A 17,039-nucleotide genomic window follows, 5' to 3' on the forward strand; every position below is an offset into this window, starting at 1 on the left:
GCCACGCCCCCCTCGCCGCAGCCGGCCGCGCCCGAGCCGCGCCCCGCCTCCCAGGCAGGGGCCCGGCCGGCGGCGGCGCCGACGCCCGCCCCGGCGCCGTACACACCTGCGCCGCCTCCCGTCTCCCTTGAGGACGACGTGCCGGAAGAGGACGATCCGGACTTGGTCGACTCCGCGCTCTCCGGCCATGAGCTGATCGTCCGGGAGCTCGGCGCGACGGTCGTGGAGGAATATACGAACGAGTAGCGGCCCGGCCGCCGGAGTCCCGTACGAAGGCATGGGCCGTCGGCGGTTAGGCTGCATGGCGTGAAGGTCCTCGTCATCGGCGGCGGCGCCCGCGAACACGCCCTGTGCCGCTCACTCTCCCTCGACCCCGACGTCACCGCGCTGCACTGCGCGCCCGGAAACGCCGGCATCGGCGAGGTCGCCGAGCTGCACACGGTCGATGCGCTGGACGGCGCGGCCGTGGCCGGGCTCGCCACCCGTCTGCAGGCCGACCTGGTCGTCATCGGCCCGGAAGCCCCGCTGGTCGCCGGCGTCGCCGACGCAGTGCGCGCCGCGGGGATCCCCTGCTTCGGCCCCTCCGAGGAGGCGGCTCGGCTCGAGGGCTCCAAGGCCTTCGCCAAGGAGGTGATGGCGGCCGCCGGGGTGCCCACGGCGCGGAGCTATGTCTGCACGACACCCCAGGAGATCGACGAGGCCCTCGACGCCTTCGGCCCTCCGTACGTCGTCAAGGACGACGGCCTCGCCGCAGGCAAGGGCGTCGTGGTCACCGACGATCTCGACGCCGCCCGAGCGCATGCGCTCGCCTGTGGCCGGGTCGTCATCGAGGAGTATCTGGACGGCCCCGAGGTCTCCCTCTTCGCCGTCACCGACGGCACGACCGTCCTGCCGCTCCAGCCCGCCCAGGACTTCAAGCGGGCGCTGGACGGCGACGAGGGCCCCAACACCGGTGGCATGGGGGCCTACTCGCCGCTTCCGTGGGCCGACGCCTCGCTTGTCGACGACGTCATGGAGACGGTCCTCCAGCCCACCGTGGACGAGCTGCGCCGCCGGGGCACGCCGTTCACCGGGCTGTTGTACGCGGGCCTCGCCATCACCTCGCGCGGCGTACGCGTCATCGAGTTCAACGCCCGCTTCGGCGATCCGGAGACCCAGGTGGTCCTGGCCCGGCTGAAGACCCCGCTGGCCAGCGTCCTGCTCAACGCCGCGAACGGCACCCTCGACGCCGAGCCCCCGCTGAACTGGCGGGACGACGCCGCCGTCACGGTGGTCATCGCCTCGCACAACTACCCCGGCACGCCGCGCACCGGCGACCCGATCGAGGGACTGGACGAGGTCGCGGAGAAGGACGTCCCGCACGCGTACGTCCTGCACGCCGGCACCAAGCGGTCGGAGCGCCGGCCCGGCGGCGGGGGCGACGCCGGCGGGGAGGTCCTGAGCGCGGGCGGCCGGGTTCTGTCGGTCACGGCGACCGGCGAGGATCTGGCGCAGGCCAGGGAGCGGGCCTACCAGGCGGTGGCGCGCATCCGGCTGGACGGTTCGCAGCACCGTACGGACATCGCACGCAAGGCCGCTGAGAACGCCACTCAGGGCTGAACGGCCGACGTCAGCACCTTTGCCCAAAGCCATTCCATCGAGTGAGTGCTCAGCCATCCGGATGACGCTCGGCGGTGCCCCAACTAGTGTGCGGCGCAAGCGTTCCGGCGCATTCCGGCACTTGGCCCACTGACATTGCGATGTCAGTGACGGGTGCCACAGTGGGGGAGTGAGCAAAGCCGTCGCAGGGCAGAGGGGGTGACGTCCGGCCATGTCCGTTTCCGGTTCCGGCTCTGGCTCAGGTCCAGATCCGGGTTCTGCATTCGTCTCCGGCGAGTCGGTGGGCGCACAGGGCGCGCGCTCGCGGGCCCTTGCCGTGCTGCGGGTCCGCAGCAGAGCGCTGGCCGTGGCGCTGCTGCCCGCGGCCGCCGCCGTCGTGCTGCTCGCGGGCGGTCCGACAGGCCATATGACGGGCCCCGGCTGGGACGCCGCCCGCTGGGGGGTGTCCGGCTTCGCGGCAGTCGTGCTGCTGGTCGCGGCGGCGGTCGCCGCCGCGATCGCCCGGGCCACCCCCGCGCTCACGCCCACCGTCGACCTGCCGGAGCGGGCCGCGCCCGATCTGTACCGGCTGGTGCGGGATCTGGCCGACCGGCTGGATGTGCCCGCGCCCTCAGCCCTGGCGGTCACCCCGGACTGCGACAGCTGGCTCGAGGACCGCTCCCATCCATCCCATGCGATGCGAGGCCGGCGACGCGGCGGCACGGGTGAGGCCCCGGTGCTGGTGATCGGCTCGCCCTTCCTGTGGTGGATGCGGGTCGCCGAGCTGAGGGCGGTCCTCGCCCCGGTCGTGGCCGGCACCGGGCCGTCCGCCCACCCCGACATAGCCGCGGCCCGCCGCTTCGTCCGGGGTCTGGACGCCGCGGTGGGCGACGCGGCCCGCGTCGGCGATCCCGCCGGGCAGCAGGGCTTCGGTCGGCCGGGTGGAGGCCGGGGCGACCTGCCGCCGCGTCTCATACGACATCGGCTGATACGACACCGGCTCGTGCGGCCGATACGCGCCATATCGCTCCGCTGCGTCGGCTGGACGGCCCGGGTGATGCTCCGCAGCTGCCGGGAGCACGCCGCTGAGATGGAGCGGGGCGTCGCGGCCGCCGCCTCCGAGCGTGCACAGGCTGTGGACTATGGGCTGCGGATCGTCGCCCAGGAGCAGGTCGGCCTGGCCTACGCCGGCTGGGACAGGCTGCTGACCAGAGTCGCGCTGCCCGCCTGGCGGATGGGCCGCTGGCCTTCCCGCCTGGACGCCGGGGTGGTGTCGGCGCTGACGGAGCTGTCCCGGCGTGACCGGCTCGCCGAGGGCTTCGCCTCCCGGCTGGGCGAACGGCCCGCGTGCGATCTGCTTGAGGAGCCCGGCGCGGTCGACGAGGCCGCTTCACTGCTCGCAGCCCGGCTCTTCCACGGCGGGCCGGCCGAGACCGGGCCTGACTGGTCGCCGGTGGACTGGCAGCAGTATCCGGAGGAGGTCGTGGACCGCAAATGGCGTACGGAGGCGGCCAGGCTCCACCGGGTGCTCGACGAGATGGGCGTACCGCGGTCGGGCGGACCCGAGGGGCCGACGCTCGCACGGGTGATAGGCCACCTCTCCGCACCGCCGACCACGCCGCAGCAGGCGTCGGAGGCGCCGTCGGCCTCCGCGGCGACCGCCGCCGCGTCACGCGTGGCGTCGACGGCGGACCCGTCAGGAGAGACATCCGAAGCCTTCAGCGCCTCACCCGGCCCGGGAGGCCATGGCGGGGCCGGCGACGGGGCACATGACGGGGCCGGCGACGGGGCCCATGGCGGGGCGTATGACGGGGCCGGCGAGCGGAGTGAGGCGCTCGCGGCCGGGATCACCGCGGAGGTCGCCCGCGAGGAGGCGGCCCGTGACGCGGCCGCCAGGCGAAAGGCCGCGGCTCTGGGCGCGCCCGGAGCGCCGCCCGGCCCCGGGGGCGCTTCCGGGCCGCCCGGCCCGGCTCACCCCCCCGTTCCGGCGGGAGGCTCTGCGGGTGACTCGCTCGCCCTGTGGGACGCGGAGCCGCTGCCGCTCTTCCCGCTCCAGCCGCCCCGCAGCGGGCGAGAGCTGCTGGCCGACCATGTCACGGCGATGGTCTGCTGCGCGGCGGTCGACACGGCGGGGGCCGTCCCTGGGCTGGACTGGCTGGACGGCCCGGCCCTCCTTGTCGGCGGCGAGCGCACGGCTGATCTGAGCAGCACGGTTCTCAGCCTGGTCGAGGACGGTGACGCACAGCCGCTGCGGGTCTGGCTGGGCTCCCTGGGCATCCGCCCCGAGAAACCGGTCAGGCTGGTGTGACCGACGGTCCGACCGCTCGTATGACCGGCGGCAGGCCAAGGCCCGTGACCCGGAGCCGGCCAGGCCTGTGACCGGCAGTCGGCCTGACGGTCCGACCGTCAGCCTGCTCGATAGGCCGGAATGATTCGTTCCGTTCGTATCTATTCACAACAAATGGTGATGGGTCGCATGCGTGTTGTGATGTGCTGGGCATCGCGTCGAAGGAAACCGGCGCGGGACAGTCGTTGACCCGGGGGAGCCGAGGGAGGGCGCAGCATGGGGGCGGAGCACATCCGGCGATGGGAATCGGGCGCCCTCGCCCATGCCGTCACGGACCCCTTCGGCCAGGGCCCGCTGCCCTGGCTGCGCGGGAGCGAGCACTACTTCGACGACACCGGCCAGGTCGTCCCCTGGTACGCGGACCCCGCCCTGGCGGCAGGCGGCACGGGCGGCCCTCGCCCCGCCGACGATGTGCGCCGCCAGATCAAGGGCTTCACCTCGACCGGCGCGGCGGCGCCGGGGCAGTCGCTCGACTTCCACATCACGGTCGACCCGCCCCAGCAGTTCTTCGTGGACGTCTACCGCATCGGCCACTACGCGGGGGACGGCGCAGCCAAGATCAGTACAAGTCCCCGGCTGTCCGGCATCGTCCAGCCGCCGCCCCTCACGGCCGACCGCACGGTCTCCTGCCACCACTGGTGGCTCTCCTGGCGGCTGCAGATTCCGTCGTACTGGTCGGTGGGGGCGTACGTCGCCGTGCTCACCACCGTCGACGGCTACCGCTCCCATGTCCCTTTCACGGTCCGCGACGACCGCCCCGCCGATCTTCTTCTGCTGCTGCCGGACATCACCTGGCAGGCGTACAACCTCTATCCGGAGGACGGCCGCACCGGAGCGAGCCTGTACCACGCCTGGGACGAGCAGGGGCGGCTGCTCGGCGAGAGGGACGCGGCCACCACCGTCTCCTTCGACCGCCCCTATGCGGGCGCGGGGCTTCCGCTGCACGTGGGCCACGCCTACGACTTCATCCGCTGGGCCGAGCGCTACGGCTACGACCTCGCCTACGCCGACGCCCGCGATCTGCACGCCGGCCGCGTCGACCCCGCGCGCTACCGCGGACTGGTCTTCCCGGGCCATGACGAGTACTGGTCGGTCCCGATGCGCCGCACGGTCGAGTCCGCCCGGGACGGCGGGACCTCGCTGGTCTTCCTCTCCGCGAACACGATGTACTGGCAGATCGAACTGGGCGACTCCCCCTCCGGGGTGCCAGACCGGCTCCTGACCTGCCGAAAACGCCGCGGGCCCGGCAAACCGGCGCTCTGGCGTGAGGTCGACCGCCCCGAGCAGCAACTGCTGGGCATCCAGTACGCGGGGCGGGTGCCCGAGCCCGCCCCGCTGGTCGTGCGCAACGCCGAGCACTGGCTGTGGGAGGCCGCCGGGGCGGGCGACGGGGACGAGCTTCCGGGCCTGGTGGCAGGCGAGGCGGACCGGTACTTCCCGCGTACTGCGCTGCCCGAGCACCAAGGCAGGATTCTGCTGGCGCACTCCCCTTACCGGGACGGCGAGGGAGCCGTCCGCCATCAGGAGACCTCCGTCTACCGCGCCCCTTCCGGGGCTCTGGTCTTCGCCTCCGGGACCTTCGCCTGGTCGCCCGCGCTGGACCGGCCCGGCCATGTCGACAGCCGCATCCAGCGGGCGACGGCCAATCTCCTCGACCGCATCTGCAAGCGGGACTGAGCGCGCTCGTCCCCGGGCGGTCGCTCCCCGGGCGGTCGCTTCCCCCGGCGGTCCGCTCCCCGGGCGCCGGACGGCCCGCGCCGTGCACGAGTCACCCGATACGAGCCCCCTGGTCAGGCCGATCACCACCGCGTACGGGACAATCGGCTTACTCGTACAGAACCACGGGGAGGAACCGTGTCCGGATTTGTCGAAAAGCCCGAGCCGCAGCAGGTGCCGGGCCTGGTGCATCTGCACACCGGCAAGGTGCGCGACCTCTACCGGAACGAGGCGGGCGACCTGGTGATGGTCGCCAGCGACCGCATCTCCGCGTACGACTGGGTCCTGCCGACCGAGATCCCCGACAAGGGCCGGGTGCTGACCCGGCTGTCCCTGTGGTGGTTCGAGCGCCTGGAGGACCTCGTCCCCAACCATGTGCTGTCCGCCGAGCTGCCGCCCGGCGCCCCCGCCGACTGGGAGGGCCGCACCCTGGTGTGCCGCTCGTTGTCCATGGTCCCCGTGGAGTGTGTGGCGCGCGGCTATCTGACGGGCTCCGGCCTGGCCGAGTACCGCGAGTCCCGCACGGTCTGCGGGCTGGCGCTGCCCGAGGGCCTGAGCGACGGCTCCGAGCTGCCCGCTCCGATCTTCACCCCCGCCACCAAGGCCGCCGTGGGCGACCACGACGAGAACGTCTCGTATGAGGAAGTTGCGCGGCAGGTCGGCGCGGAGACCGCGGCCCAGCTGCGGCAGCTGACGCTCGCCGTGTACGGGCGCGCCCGCGACATCGCGCGCGACCGCGGGATCATCCTCGCGGACACCAAGTTCGAGTTCGGCTTCGACGAGGACGGCCGGCTGGTCGTCGGGGACGAGGTGCTCACTCCGGACTCGTCCCGCTTCTGGCCCGCCGACCAGTGGACGCCGGGCCGTGCCCAGCCGTCGTACGACAAGCAGTACGTCCGCGACTGGCTGACCTCGCCCGCCTCCGGCTGGGACCGCAAAAGCGAGCAGCCGCCGCCCGCGCTGCCGGACGACGTGGTGGCGGCGACCCGGGCCAAGTATCTGGAGGCGTATGAGCTGCTGACGGGGACGTCCTGGTCGTAGCAGCCTCGAGGTGGCACGAAGAAGCCCCCGGCCGGTCGGCCGGGGGCTTCTTTCACCGAGCGGACGACGAGATTCGAACTCGCGACCCTCACCTTGGCAAGGTGATGCTCTACCAACTGAGCCACGTCCGCATGCGCCGTAACGCGGGGACCACTATACCCAACCTCGCTCCCGAGCGAGACGCATCGCGGCATGGCGACTCTCGGCGCCGGGCTTCGAGGCCGTGGAGGAGGAGTGGTTCCGTACGGCGCCCAGGGGCGGACGGGCCCGCTCGGCGATCTCCGGGATCTCCACGCCGTCGGCTGTGCGCCGGAGGACTTCGGGCTTGCGTGCGGTGAGCGTCGCATCGTCCGCGGGGGTCGTGCCGAAGGCCAACTCCGGGTCCGCAGAGCGGTTTCCGCAAGCCATGGCGCAGGGGACGTCGTCGAGCCGCTGAGCGAGGCCGGTCACGGGGCGAGGCTCCCGGACGCGGGCGGCGGGGGTGTGCCGGATATGGGCGAGCGGGGCGGCCATGACGGGTGACGGCCATGCAGCGGCGATCGGGGCGGGCGACCTTGTATGCGGTGGTGTGGTGACTCTCACACCGCAGCCGCTTCGATGTGCGTTTACGTCTCCGCTGGAGAACGGCGAAGGCCCCGGTCGGATGACCGGGGCCTTCGCCTCAGAGAGCGGACGACGAGATTCGAACTCGCGACCCTCACCTTGGCAAGGTGATGCTCTACCAACTGAGCCACGTCCGCATTGCTGCCGCTCGGCTGTCACCGGGCGGTGCGTCCGTCACTATACCTGATCCACCGGACAGGCCGGAAACCGGTAAAGCGACGACAGAGCGGGTGACAGGAATTGCACACTGCGCCTTCCCCCTGGAAGGGGGATGTTCTGCTACTGAACTACACCCGCACGCTGCGCTGGGCTGCGGCCCTTCGGCCTCGCCCCTCGGCGTGCTCCAGACTCTAGCCGATCAATGGGGGTGCTGTGCAACTCCGTGCCCCGGGGGGCGGCCCGGGGCGCTCGACGGTGTCTCAACTCGCCTCTCGGAAGGCCTCGTAGACGTGCTTGGGGATCCGGCCGCGCGCGGGGATGTCCATCTTGTTGGCCTGCGCCCAGGCCCGGACCGCCGCCGGCGCCGGCTCGAGGGAGGTGTGCCGGTAGTCGGTGCGGCGCTTGCCGCGCTTCGACGCCTTCGACTGCTTTCGGCCCGCGGACACGTAGGGCGCCAGGGCCTTGCGCAGTTTCTTTGCATTGGCAGGATTGAGGTCGATCTCGTACGACTTCCCGTCCAGTCCGAAGGAGACCGTTTCCGCCGCTTCTCCGCCGTCGATGTCATCGGAGAGCACAACCACTACTCGCTGAACCACGGATATCGGTCCTTTCTGGCGGCGCCGTCGCCGTCCACCTGCTGACATGCGGTGATACCGGCTTTTCGGCTGGTCGCGGCAACAATGCCGGGGGCGATGCCGCTTTCCTCTGTATTCCTTTGTACAGCCAAGGGTGTCGCAATGTGAAGCCCGGCCAATTGCCTGCGCGTGTCCGCCCCTATGCCCCTTGGGATATTTACCTGGATTTCCGCTGGGACTTCCCAGGATATCTACTCGCGTAGATTTCTCGGGCAGGTACGCTGAGGGAACCGCCCACGCAACACACCACCGGGAGTGCCAGTGGCACGCGTCGTAGTCGACGTCATGCTCAAGCCGGAGATCCTCGACCCGCAGGGACAGGCGGTGCAGCGCGCACTGCCCCGTCTCGGCTTCGAAGGGATCGCCGACGTACGTCAGGGAAAGCGCTTCGAGCTGGAGGTGGAGGGTCCGGTCGACGAGGCCGCCCTCGCCCGCATCCATGAGATGGCCGAAACGTTCCTCGCCAACACCGTCATCGAGGACTTCGTCGTCAAGGTCGAGTCCGATCCCGCGAAGGCGGAGTCGTGACCGCCCGCCCGTCACCCGCCACCACCCCGGACCAAGGCCCCTCGGGCCGCGGCAACATCCGCGTCGGGGTCGTCACGTTCCCCGGCACGCTGGATGACCGGGACACGCTGCGTGCCGTGCGGATCGCGGGCGCCGAGCCCGTGCCGCTGTGGCACCGCGACAAGGACCTCAAGCAGGTCGACGCCGTCGTGCTGCCCGGCGGGTTCTCCTACGGCGACTATCTGCGCGCCGGGGCCATCTCCCGCTTCTCGCCGTTGATGGAGACGGTCATCGACCAGGCCAGGGCGGGAATGCCGGTCCTCGGCATCTGCAACGGCTTCCAGGTGCTCACCGAGACGCATCTGCTGCCCGGAGCGATGCTGCGGAACAACCACCTGCACTTCATCTGCCGCGACCAGAAGCTGCGGGTGGAGACCAGTGAGACCGCCTGGACCTCGGACTACGCCGCAGGCCAGGAGATCTCCATCCCGCTCAAGAACATCGACGGCCGGTATGTCGCGGACGAGCGGACCCTGGACGAGCTGGAGGCGGAGGGCCGCGTCGTCTTCCGCTATCTGGACATGAACCCGAACGGCTCGCTGCGGGACATCGCAGGCATCACCAATGAGGCGGGCAATGTCGTCGGCCTGATGCCGCACCCCGAGCACGCCGTCGAACCCCTCGTCGGCACAGGCCGCACCGACGGCCTCGGATTCTTCACCTCGATCCTGAAGAAGCTGGTCAACGCATGACTCTTGACGCCGGAACAGCCGAGGGAGCGACCGAGCGTCCCGACTCGCGATCTCAGCACCACCACGCGCGAAGGAGCGACCGAGCGTGACCCTCGACACTGTCAAGCACGCGACCGAGACCCCGGACGCCGAGCAGCCGTGGGCCGAACTCGGCCTGAAGAAGGACGAGTACGAGCGTATCCGCGAGATCCTCGACCGCCGTCCGACCGGCGCCGAACTCGCCATGTACTCCGTCATGTGGTCCGAGCACTGCTCGTACAAGAGCAGCAAGGTCCATCTCAAGCAGTTCGGTGAGAAGGCCCCCGAGTCCGACGCACTGCTCGTCGGCATCGGCGAGAACGCGGGCGTCGTGGACGTCGGCCAGGGGTACGCGGTCACCTTCAAGGTCGAGTCGCACAACCACCCCTCGTATATCGAGCCCTACCAGGGCGCGGCCACCGGCGTCGGCGGCATCGTCCGCGACATCCTCGCCATGGGCGCGCGTCCGGTCGCCGTCGTCGACCCGCTGCGCTTCGGCGCTGCCGACCACCCGGACACCAAGCGGGTGCTCCCGGGCGTGGTCGCGGGCATCGGCGGCTACGGCAACTGCCTGGGCCTGCCCAACATCGGCGGCGAGGTCGTCTTCGACCCCTGCTACCAGGGCAACCCGCTGGTCAACGCCGGGTGCATCGGCGTGATGAAGCACGAGGACATCCATCTCGCCAAGGCGTCGGGCCCCGGCAACAAGGTGATCCTCTACGGCGCCCGCACCGGCGGCGACGGCATCGGCGGCGTCTCGGTCCTCGCCTCCGAGACCTTTGAGAGCACTGGTCCGGCCAAGCGGCCCGCGGTCCAGGTCGGCGACCCGTTCCAGGAGAAGCTCCTCATCGAGTGCACGCTCGAGATCTTCAAGGAGAACCTGGTCGCGGGCATCCAGGACCTCGGCGGCGCCGGCCTGTCCTGCGCCACCAGCGAACTGGCCTCGGCCGGCTCCGGCGGCATGCGGGTCGAGCTGGACACCGTGCCGCTGCGCGATGCGACCCTCTCGCCCGAGGAGATCCTCATGAGCGAGTCGCAGGAGCGCATGTGCGCGATCGTCGAGCCGCAGCACGTCGACCGCTTCATGGCGATCTGTGAGAAGTGGGACGTCATCGCCACCGTCATCGGAGAGGTGACCGAGGGCGAGCGGCTGGAGATCTTCTGGCACGGCGAGCAGATCGTGGATGTGCCGCCGCGGACGGTCGCCCATGAGGGCCCGGTCTACCAGCGCCCCTACGCCCGCCCCGATTGGCAGGACGCCCTGCAGGCGGACGACGCGGCCAGGCTGCCCCGTCCGAAGAGCGCCGACGAGCTGCGCGCCCAGGTGCTCAAGGTCGTCGGCTCGCCGAACCAGGCGTCCAAGGCCTGGATCACCGACCAGTACGACCGCTTCGTGCAGGGCAACACGGTGCTCGCACAGCCCGAGGACGCGGGCATGGTCCGCATCGACGAGGAGAGCAACCTCGGCGTGGCCATGGCGACCGACGGCAACGGCCGGTACGCCAAGCTCGACCCGTACACCGGAGCGCAGCTCGCGCTGGCGGAGGCCTACCGCAATGTCGCCGCCTCCGGCGCGAAGCCGCTGGCGATCTCGGACTGTCTGAACTTCGGTTCGCCTGAGGACCCGGGTGTGATGTGGCAGTTCGCCGAGGCCACGCGCGGGCTCGCGGACGGCTGCCTGGAGCTGGGCACGCCCGTCACCGGCGGCAATGTCTCGCTCTACAACCAGACCGGCGAGACGGCGATCCATCCGACGCCCGTAGTCGCGGTTCTCGGTGTGATCGACGACGTCACGCGCCGCACGCCGATCGCCTTCGCCGAGGCGGGCCAGCTGCTCTACCTCCTCGGTGACACCAAGGAGGAGTTCGGCGGCTCGGCCTGGTCCGACGTCGTCCACGGCCATCTGGGCGGACTGCCTCCGGCCGTCGACCTGGACCGGGAGAAGCTGCTCGCCGAGATCCTGATCTCGGCCTCCCGCGACGGCATGATCGACGCGGCGCACGACCTCTCCGACGGCGGTCTCGTCCAGGCGGTCGTCGAGTCGTGCCTGCGCGGCGGCGCCGGCGCGCGGCTGGTCGTCCCGGACGGTCTGTCCGCGTTCACCTTCCTGTTCAGCGAGTCGGCGGGCCGTGCGGTCGTCGCCGTGCCGCGCAGCGAGGAGCTCCGCTTCACCGACATGTGCGGCGCGCGCGGCCTGCCCGCGACGCGCATCGGGGTCGTGGACGGCGAAGAGGTGGAGGTGCAGGGCGAGTTCCGCATCCCGCTGGCCGAGCTGCGCACCGCGCACGAGGAGGCGATTCCGGGTCTGCTGGCCTGAGCGTCCGTCGTACGGGGCCCCTGTCCGCGTCCACGCGGGCGGGGGCCCGTCTTCGGGCCTGACCCGGAGGCTGCGAGCGGCGTCCCCTTCCTGTGGCGCGGGCTCGGTGTGCCGGGCAATCGCGAGACGTTCACCGTGGAGAGCGGGCCTGCCCTGCTCCAAGGGGAGTGAGCAGGGCAGGGGGTCTGACTCGGTCCCGGGACTGTCCCTCGGGCCTACTCGGCCGGCCCGTAGAAGGCGTCCGCCTCCTGGATGTCCGCCACGCACTCGTCGAGATCCGAGATCTTGTTGCCGACGATCGTGAAGAACAGCCCGCCGCGCATCTCGATGCCGCGGTCGCCGCGGTCCGCCCGCCATGTGTGGACGGACATCGCGTGCCCGCGGCCGTCCGTGAAGACATCGTGCAGCTCGACCCGGAAGGTTCCACCAGTCAGCTCGGAGAGCTTGGCGTACATCGCCAGGACGTTGTCCCGGCCCTTGAAGTGTCCGGACATCTGGCTGCTTCCGGGCACGTGATGGGCGACGTCCCCCGTCATCAACGAGGCGAGCGTCTCCATGTCCCCCCTGCTGAAAGCGTCATAGCCCCGGCGCACCAGAGCCACATCCGGGTGCTCACCCATGGTCGCTCACACCTTTCATCGCTAGCGCCGTGAATCCTCTGCGTCCCCTTTGACGTCTTTGACGTCCCGTTCCCCTTTCATCGTCCGCCCGGCCAAGGCGTCCCGCCACACGAGGCCGTTCACCGGCCCGGGGGGCGTTAATCTCGGGCCCATGCCTCCGGCCAAGAAGCTCACCCGCCGCTATGACCCCGCCAAGACCCGCGCCGCGGTCCTCGCGCAGATCGAGCACGTGGGAAAGGCGATCGACGCCCTCACCCCCGAGCAGCTCGCCCTGCCGACCCGCCTCGGCGACTGGACGGTGCGTGAGCTGGCAGCGCATCTCGCCCTCGGGGTGCGATCGCTGGTCCGCGGTCTGGAACAGTCGGCCTCGCAGTCCCAGCTCGTGCCGGAAGTGGCGATGGCGGACTGGGCGTTGCGCACCGGCACGGCCGCGGGGCGGGTCGACGAGGACACCCGGGAGCTCGCGGTGGAGGCCGAGCCCGCCGAGCTGTTCGCCCGGGCCGCCGCACGCGCCCGTGAGCTGGTGCCGCTCGCGCCGGACGACCGGCTGGTCCCGATGCGGTTCGGGGCGATGCGACTGGACGAGTTCCTGGTGACGCGTACGGTCGAGCTGATCGTTCACACCGACGACCTCGCCGACGCGACCGGCGTCGACATCCCGTACGACCGGCAGGCGCTGGCCGCCTGCACCCGGCTGCTTGCGGACGTCCTCGCGGTGAAGGCCCCGGGAGCGTCGACGGAGGTGCGGGTGCCGCCGTTCGCCGTGGTCCAGTGCGTGGAGGGCCCGCGGCACACCCGCGGCACTCCGCCCAACGTCGTCGAGACCGACCCGCTGACCTGGGTCCGGCTGGCCACCGGACGCATGGAGTGGAGCCGGGCGCTGGACGCTGCGAAGGTCAGCGCGAGCGGGGAGCGCGCCGATCTGTCGGCCCTGCTGCCCGTCGTCAGCTGACGCGGCGGCGCAAAGAGAGGAAGGGAGAGGGAACGGCGGGGGAAGGGGAGGGGGGAAGCGGAACCGCGGGCCCGTCCCTCCCGTCCCATCGGCATGCGAAAGCAGCTGAGCCTTCCCGCGGCCGTGCTGGCCGCCGTTCTCTCTGCCGCTCTTACCGCCTGCGGAACCGACGCCGGGTCGGGCCCGGGCGGCAGTTCGGTGGCCGAGGACCCCGCCCTCACCGGCATCCGCTGGTCCGTCGAGAGTGTGACCGTGGAGGGCGAGAAGACCGCGAACCCGACCGATGCGCACATCACCCTCACCGACGAGGGCCGCGCCGAGGGAAGCTATGGCTGCAACCGCTTCGGGGCCGATGCCACCGTCGAGGGCGACACCGTCACGGTCGGCCAGGGAACGATGACGGAGATCGGCTGCGAGAAGCCGGTGATGCAGTTCGAGGAGCTGCTGCGCAAGGCCTTCTCTGGCACGCTCACGGCGGCGGTCGACGACGGCAGGCTCACCCTCACCACCCGGCAGGGCGACACCATCGCACTGACCTCCGACCCGGCCGTGCCCGACGCCCCGCTGACCGGAACCAAGTGGACGGTGACCTCCCTCGTCTCCGGCGAGACCGTGTCCTCGGCGCCCGCCGGCGCCGAGCAGAAGGCGCATCTGACGCTGGACGACGAGGGCACCATGCGCGGCAGCCTCGGCTGCAACACCTTCAGCGTGGCCGCCGACGTCGACGCGGCGCAGTCCACGATCACTCTCAGCAAGCTGGCCACCACCCGGAAGCTCTGCGAGGGGCCCGAGGCGGAGCTGGAGACCGCGGTGCTGAGGGTGCTGGAGCAGGACTCGGTGACGTACGAGATCGAGCAGCGCGCCCTGACGCTGACCGCTGAGAACGGCCGGGGGCTGACGGCCACCGCACCGAAATCCTGACAAAGCCCAGCAGAACACCGACGTGCTCCGTCGAATTCCGGCGAGTTCCGACGAGCTCCGACGTCTCCCGGCGGCGGGGCTACCCGACAGGTGTGACGCTTGGCACCGGTCCCCAATTCGGACCAGTGGTCGATCTCGCCTACACTCGGTGGCGTGCCACGTGGTGACGGACGACTCAACCACGACCTGCTCCCCGGAGAGAAGGGCCCCCAGGACGCCTGCGGCGTCTACGGTGTCTGGGCCCCCGGGGAAGAGGTCGCCAAGCTCACGTACTTCGGGCTGTACGCCCTCCAGCATCGGGGCCAGGAATCCGCGGGAATCGCGGTGAGCAACGGCTCCCAGATCCTCGTCTTCAAGGACATGGGCCTGGTCTCCCAGGTCTTCGACGAGACCTCGCTCGGCTCCCTCCAGGGCCATATCGCGGTCGGACACGCCCGCTACTCGACCACCGGCGCCTCCGTCTGGGAGAACGCCCAGCCCACCTTCCGGGCAACCGCTCACGGCTCGATCGCCCTGGGCCACAACGGCAATCTGGTCAACACGGCCGAGCTGGCCGAGATGGTCGCCGCCCTCCCCAAGGAGAACGGCCGCGCCACCCAGGTCGCCGCCACCAACGACACGGATCTGATCACCGCGCTGCTCGCGGGCCAGACCGACGACGACGGCAAGCCGCTGACCGTGGAGGAAGCGGCCGCCAAGGTCCTGCCGGACGTCAAGGGCGCGTTCTCCCTGGTCTTCATGGACGAGGGCACCCTCTACGCCGCGCGCGACCCGCAGGGCATCCGGCCCCTCGTCCTCGGCCGCCTGGACCGCGGCTGGGTCGTCGCCAGCGAGAGCGCCGCCCTGGACATCTGCGGTGCGAGCTTCGTTCGCGAGATCGAGCCCGGCGAGATGATCGCCATCGACGAGAACGGTCTCCGCACTTCGCGATTCGCTGAAGCGAAGCCCAAGGGCTGTGTCTTCGAGTATGTCTATCTCGCCCGCCCCGACACCGACATCGCCGGGCGGAACGTCTACCTCTCCCGCGTCGAGATGGGCCGCAGGCTCGCCAAGGAGGCCCCGGCCGACGCCGACCTGGTGATAGCGACGCCGGAGTCGGGCACCCCCGCCGCCATCGGCTACGCGGAGGCCAGCGGCATCCCCTACGGCTCCGGGCTGGTGAAGAACGCCTATGTGGGCCGCACCTTCATCCAACCGTCCCAGACAATCCGGCAGCTCGGCATCCGGCTGAAGCTCAACCCCCTCAAGGAAGTCATCAGGGGCAAGCGCCTGGTGGTCGTCGACGACTCGATCGTCCGCGGCAACACCCAGCGCGCCCTGGTCAAGATGCTCCGTGAGGCCGGCGCAGCCGAGGTCCATGTGAGGATCTCGTCCCCGCCGGTGAAGTGGCCCTGCTTCTTCGGGATCGACTTCGCCACCCGCGCGGAGCTGATCGCCAACGGCATGACGATCGAGGAGATCGGCACCTCGATGGGCGCGGACTCTCTCGCGTACATCTCCATCGACGGCATGATCGAGGCGACCACCATCGCCAAGCCCAACCTGTGCCGCGCCTGCTTCGACGGCGAGTACCCGATGGACCTGCCCGATCCCGAGCTGCTCGGCAAGCAGCTCCTGGAGACCGAGCTGGCGGGCGGCGCGGACGCGGCCGACGCGCTCCGCCGCCCGTAGGCCGCAGCCCGCAATGCTCCGCATGCTCCCCCGTACGGCCCGTGCACCGCGCACGGCCCGTACGGACGGCAACGACACGAAAGCTCCCAGCCATGTCTGAGACCCCTACTGCCGAGGGCGGTGCCAGCTACGCAAGCGCGGGCGTCGACATCGAGGCAGGCGACCGCGCCGTCGAACTGATGAAGGAGTGGGTGAGGAAGACCCGCCGCCCCGAGGTCCTCGGCGGCCTCGGCGGCTTCGCCGGACTCTTCGACGCCTCCGCCCTCAAGCGCTACGAGCGTCCGCTGCTCGCCTCCGCCACCGACGGCGTCGGCACCAAGGTCGACCTCGCCCGCCGCCTGGGCGTGTACGACACGATCGGCCACGACCTCGTCGCGATGGTCATGGACGACATCGTCGTGTGCGGTGCGGAGCCGCTGTTCATGACCGACTACATCTGCGTCGGCAAGGTGCACCCCGAGCGGGTCGCCGCCATTGTGAAGGGCATCGCGGAAGGCTGTGTGCTGGCCGGCTGCGCCCTGGTCGGCGGCGAGACCGCCGAGCATCCGGGCCTGCTGGGCCCGGACGACTTCGATGTCGCGGGCGCCGGGACGGGCGTTGTGGAGGCCGACCGGGTCCTCGGCGCGGAGCGCATCCGCTCGGGTGACGCGGTCATCGCGATGGCCTCCTCCGGCCTTCACTCCAACGGGTACTCGCTGGTGCGCCATGTTGTCTTCGACCGTGCGGGCATGACCCTGGAGCAGCAGGTTCCGGAGTTCGGCAGGACCCTCGGCGAGGAGCTGCTGGAGCCGACCAAGATCTACTCACTGGACTGCCTGGCCCTGACGCGGGCCGCGGAGGTGCACGCCTTCAGCCACATCACCGGCGGCGGGCTGGCGGCCAACCTGGCCCGGGTGATCCCGGACGCCCTGCACGCCGTGGTCGACCGCTCCACGTGGACCCCCGGAGCGGTCTTCGACCTGGTCGGCACGGCGGGACAGGTCGAGCGCCTGGAGCTGGAGAAGACGCTGAACATGGGCGTGGGCATGATGGCCGTCGTCCCGCCGGAGTCGGTCGACGTGGCGCTCAGCGTTCTCGCGGACCGCGGCGTCGGGGCCTGGGTCGCGGGTGAGATCACTGAGCGTGGCGAGCACACGACGGGCGCGACGCTGGTCGGCGACTACGCGAGCTGAACAGCACTCAACCCGGTCCGGGTCCCGGAC

General features: G+C 71.0%; 14 protein-coding genes, 3 tRNA genes and 1 pseudogene. 12 read left to right on the top strand and 6 right to left on the bottom strand.

Annotated elements, in window-relative coordinates:
* The 5 genes and pseudogenes from QCN29_RS31485 to QCN29_RS31505 all read left to right on the top strand — a co-directional run.
* A pseudogene (locus QCN29_RS31485) lies at positions 1-246 on the top strand (DNA polymerase III subunit gamma and tau); the annotation flags it as partial.
* 60 nt (positions 247-306) lie between these two features.
* A complete protein-coding gene (gene purD, locus QCN29_RS31490) occupies positions 307-1,599 on the top strand; it encodes a phosphoribosylamine--glycine ligase (protein WP_279932442.1) in 1,293 nt (430 codons plus the stop codon).
* A gap of 211 nt (positions 1,600-1,810) precedes the next feature.
* Complete coding sequence (locus QCN29_RS31495) at positions 1,811-3,886, top strand: M48 family metalloprotease (RefSeq protein ID WP_279932443.1); 2,076 nt, start codon at positions 1,811-1,813, stop codon at positions 3,884-3,886.
* Between the two features lie 255 nt (positions 3,887-4,141).
* Positions 4,142-5,602: a N,N-dimethylformamidase beta subunit family domain-containing protein gene (locus QCN29_RS31500; RefSeq protein ID WP_279932444.1), complete on the top strand. Its 1,461-nt coding sequence runs from the start codon at positions 4,142-4,144 to the stop codon at positions 5,600-5,602.
* 177 nt (positions 5,603-5,779) lie between these two features.
* The gene (locus QCN29_RS31505; RefSeq protein WP_279932445.1) at positions 5,780-6,682 is read left to right on the top strand and encodes a phosphoribosylaminoimidazolesuccinocarboxamide synthase; all 903 of its coding nucleotides are present in this window, start codon (positions 5,780-5,782) and stop codon (positions 6,680-6,682) included.
* 58 nt (positions 6,683-6,740) lie between these two features.
* Here the strand turns inward: QCN29_RS31505 and QCN29_RS31510 are convergent.
* The 5 genes from QCN29_RS31510 to QCN29_RS31530 all read right to left on the bottom strand — a co-directional run bounded on the left by QCN29_RS31510 (position 6,741) and on the right by QCN29_RS31530 (position 8,040).
* Positions 6,741-6,813: transfer RNA gene (locus QCN29_RS31510), tRNA-Gly, on the bottom strand.
* A gap of 22 nt (positions 6,814-6,835) precedes the next feature.
* A complete protein-coding gene (locus QCN29_RS31515) occupies positions 6,836-7,132 on the bottom strand; it encodes a hypothetical protein (protein WP_279932446.1) in 297 nt (98 codons plus the stop codon).
* Positions 7,133-7,349: 217 nt separating this feature from the next.
* Positions 7,350-7,422 (bottom strand) — tRNA-Gly (locus QCN29_RS31520).
* Positions 7,423-7,510: 88 nt separating this feature from the next.
* Positions 7,511-7,582, bottom strand: a tRNA-Gly gene (locus tag QCN29_RS31525).
* A gap of 122 nt (positions 7,583-7,704) precedes the next feature.
* Positions 7,705-8,040, bottom strand: a complete 336-nt coding sequence (locus QCN29_RS31530) for a histone-like nucleoid-structuring protein Lsr2 (protein WP_318036755.1) — start codon at positions 8,038-8,040, stop codon at positions 7,705-7,707.
* Between the two features lie 300 nt (positions 8,041-8,340).
* Between QCN29_RS31530 and purS the strand changes: the two genes are divergently transcribed.
* The 3 genes from purS to purL all read left to right on the top strand — a co-directional run bounded on the left by purS (position 8,341) and on the right by purL (position 11,673).
* Complete coding sequence (gene purS, locus QCN29_RS31535) at positions 8,341-8,607, top strand: phosphoribosylformylglycinamidine synthase subunit PurS (protein ID WP_240138458.1); 267 nt, start codon at positions 8,341-8,343, stop codon at positions 8,605-8,607.
* A 56-nt stretch (positions 8,608-8,663) separates the two neighbouring features.
* A complete protein-coding gene (purQ, locus tag QCN29_RS31540; protein ID WP_240138465.1) occupies positions 8,664-9,338 on the top strand; it encodes a phosphoribosylformylglycinamidine synthase subunit PurQ in 675 nt (224 codons plus the stop codon).
* 85 nt (positions 9,339-9,423) lie between these two features.
* Positions 9,424-11,673 (top strand): phosphoribosylformylglycinamidine synthase subunit PurL, encoded by a 2,250-nt coding sequence (gene purL / locus QCN29_RS31545; protein WP_279932447.1) that lies wholly within the window; start codon positions 9,424-9,426, stop codon positions 11,671-11,673.
* 215 nt (positions 11,674-11,888) lie between these two features.
* On the opposite strand, the gene QCN29_RS31550 is transcribed toward purL, so the two are convergent.
* Complete coding sequence (locus QCN29_RS31550) at positions 11,889-12,293, bottom strand: nuclear transport factor 2 family protein (protein WP_279932448.1); 405 nt, start codon at positions 12,291-12,293, stop codon at positions 11,889-11,891.
* A gap of 151 nt (positions 12,294-12,444) precedes the next feature.
* On the opposite strand from QCN29_RS31550, the gene QCN29_RS31555 reads away from it, so the two are divergent.
* The 4 genes from QCN29_RS31555 (at position 12,445) to purM (ending at position 17,009) form a co-directional block, all read left to right on the top strand.
* The gene (locus QCN29_RS31555; protein ID WP_279932449.1) at positions 12,445-13,245 is read left to right on the top strand and encodes a maleylpyruvate isomerase family mycothiol-dependent enzyme; all 801 of its coding nucleotides are present in this window, start codon (positions 12,445-12,447) and stop codon (positions 13,243-13,245) included.
* A gap of 93 nt (positions 13,246-13,338) precedes the next feature.
* On the top strand, positions 13,339-14,166 hold the full coding sequence (locus QCN29_RS31560; RefSeq protein ID WP_279932450.1) for an META domain-containing protein: 828 nt from the start codon (positions 13,339-13,341) through the stop codon (positions 14,164-14,166).
* Positions 14,167-14,319: 153 nt separating this feature from the next.
* Complete coding sequence (gene purF / locus QCN29_RS31565; protein WP_279932451.1) at positions 14,320-15,837, top strand: amidophosphoribosyltransferase; 1,518 nt, start codon at positions 14,320-14,322, stop codon at positions 15,835-15,837.
* Between the two features lie 92 nt (positions 15,838-15,929).
* On the top strand, positions 15,930-17,009 hold the full coding sequence (gene purM, locus QCN29_RS31570) for a phosphoribosylformylglycinamidine cyclo-ligase (RefSeq protein WP_279932452.1): 1,080 nt from the start codon (positions 15,930-15,932) through the stop codon (positions 17,007-17,009).
* The last annotated feature ends 30 nt before the right edge of the window (positions 17,010-17,039 follow it).

This window comes from Streptomyces chengmaiensis, assembly GCF_029846775.1.
Lineage (GTDB): Bacteria > Actinomycetota > Actinomycetes > Streptomycetales > Streptomycetaceae > Streptomyces > Streptomyces chengmaiensis.

What these genes read in the sequence shown, in the direction of transcription:
- QCN29_RS31495 (WP_279932443.1), top strand. Translation starts at nt 1,811, where the DNA reads ATGTCCGTTTCCGGTTCCGGCTCTGGCTCAGGTCCAGATCCGGGTTCT.
- QCN29_RS31500 (WP_279932444.1), top strand. Translation starts at nt 4,142, where the DNA reads ATGGGGGCGGAGCACATCCGGCGATGGGAATCGGGCGCCCTCGCCCAT.
- QCN29_RS31550 (WP_279932448.1), bottom strand. Translation starts at nt 12,293, where the DNA reads ATGGGTGAGCACCCGGATGTGGCTCTGGTGCGCCGGGGCTATGACGCT.
- QCN29_RS31555 (WP_279932449.1), top strand. Translation starts at nt 12,445, where the DNA reads ATGCCTCCGGCCAAGAAGCTCACCCGCCGCTATGACCCCGCCAAGACC.
- QCN29_RS31560 (WP_279932450.1), top strand. Translation starts at nt 13,339, where the DNA reads ATGCGAAAGCAGCTGAGCCTTCCCGCGGCCGTGCTGGCCGCCGTTCTC.
- purM (WP_279932452.1), top strand. Translation starts at nt 15,930, where the DNA reads ATGTCTGAGACCCCTACTGCCGAGGGCGGTGCCAGCTACGCAAGCGCG.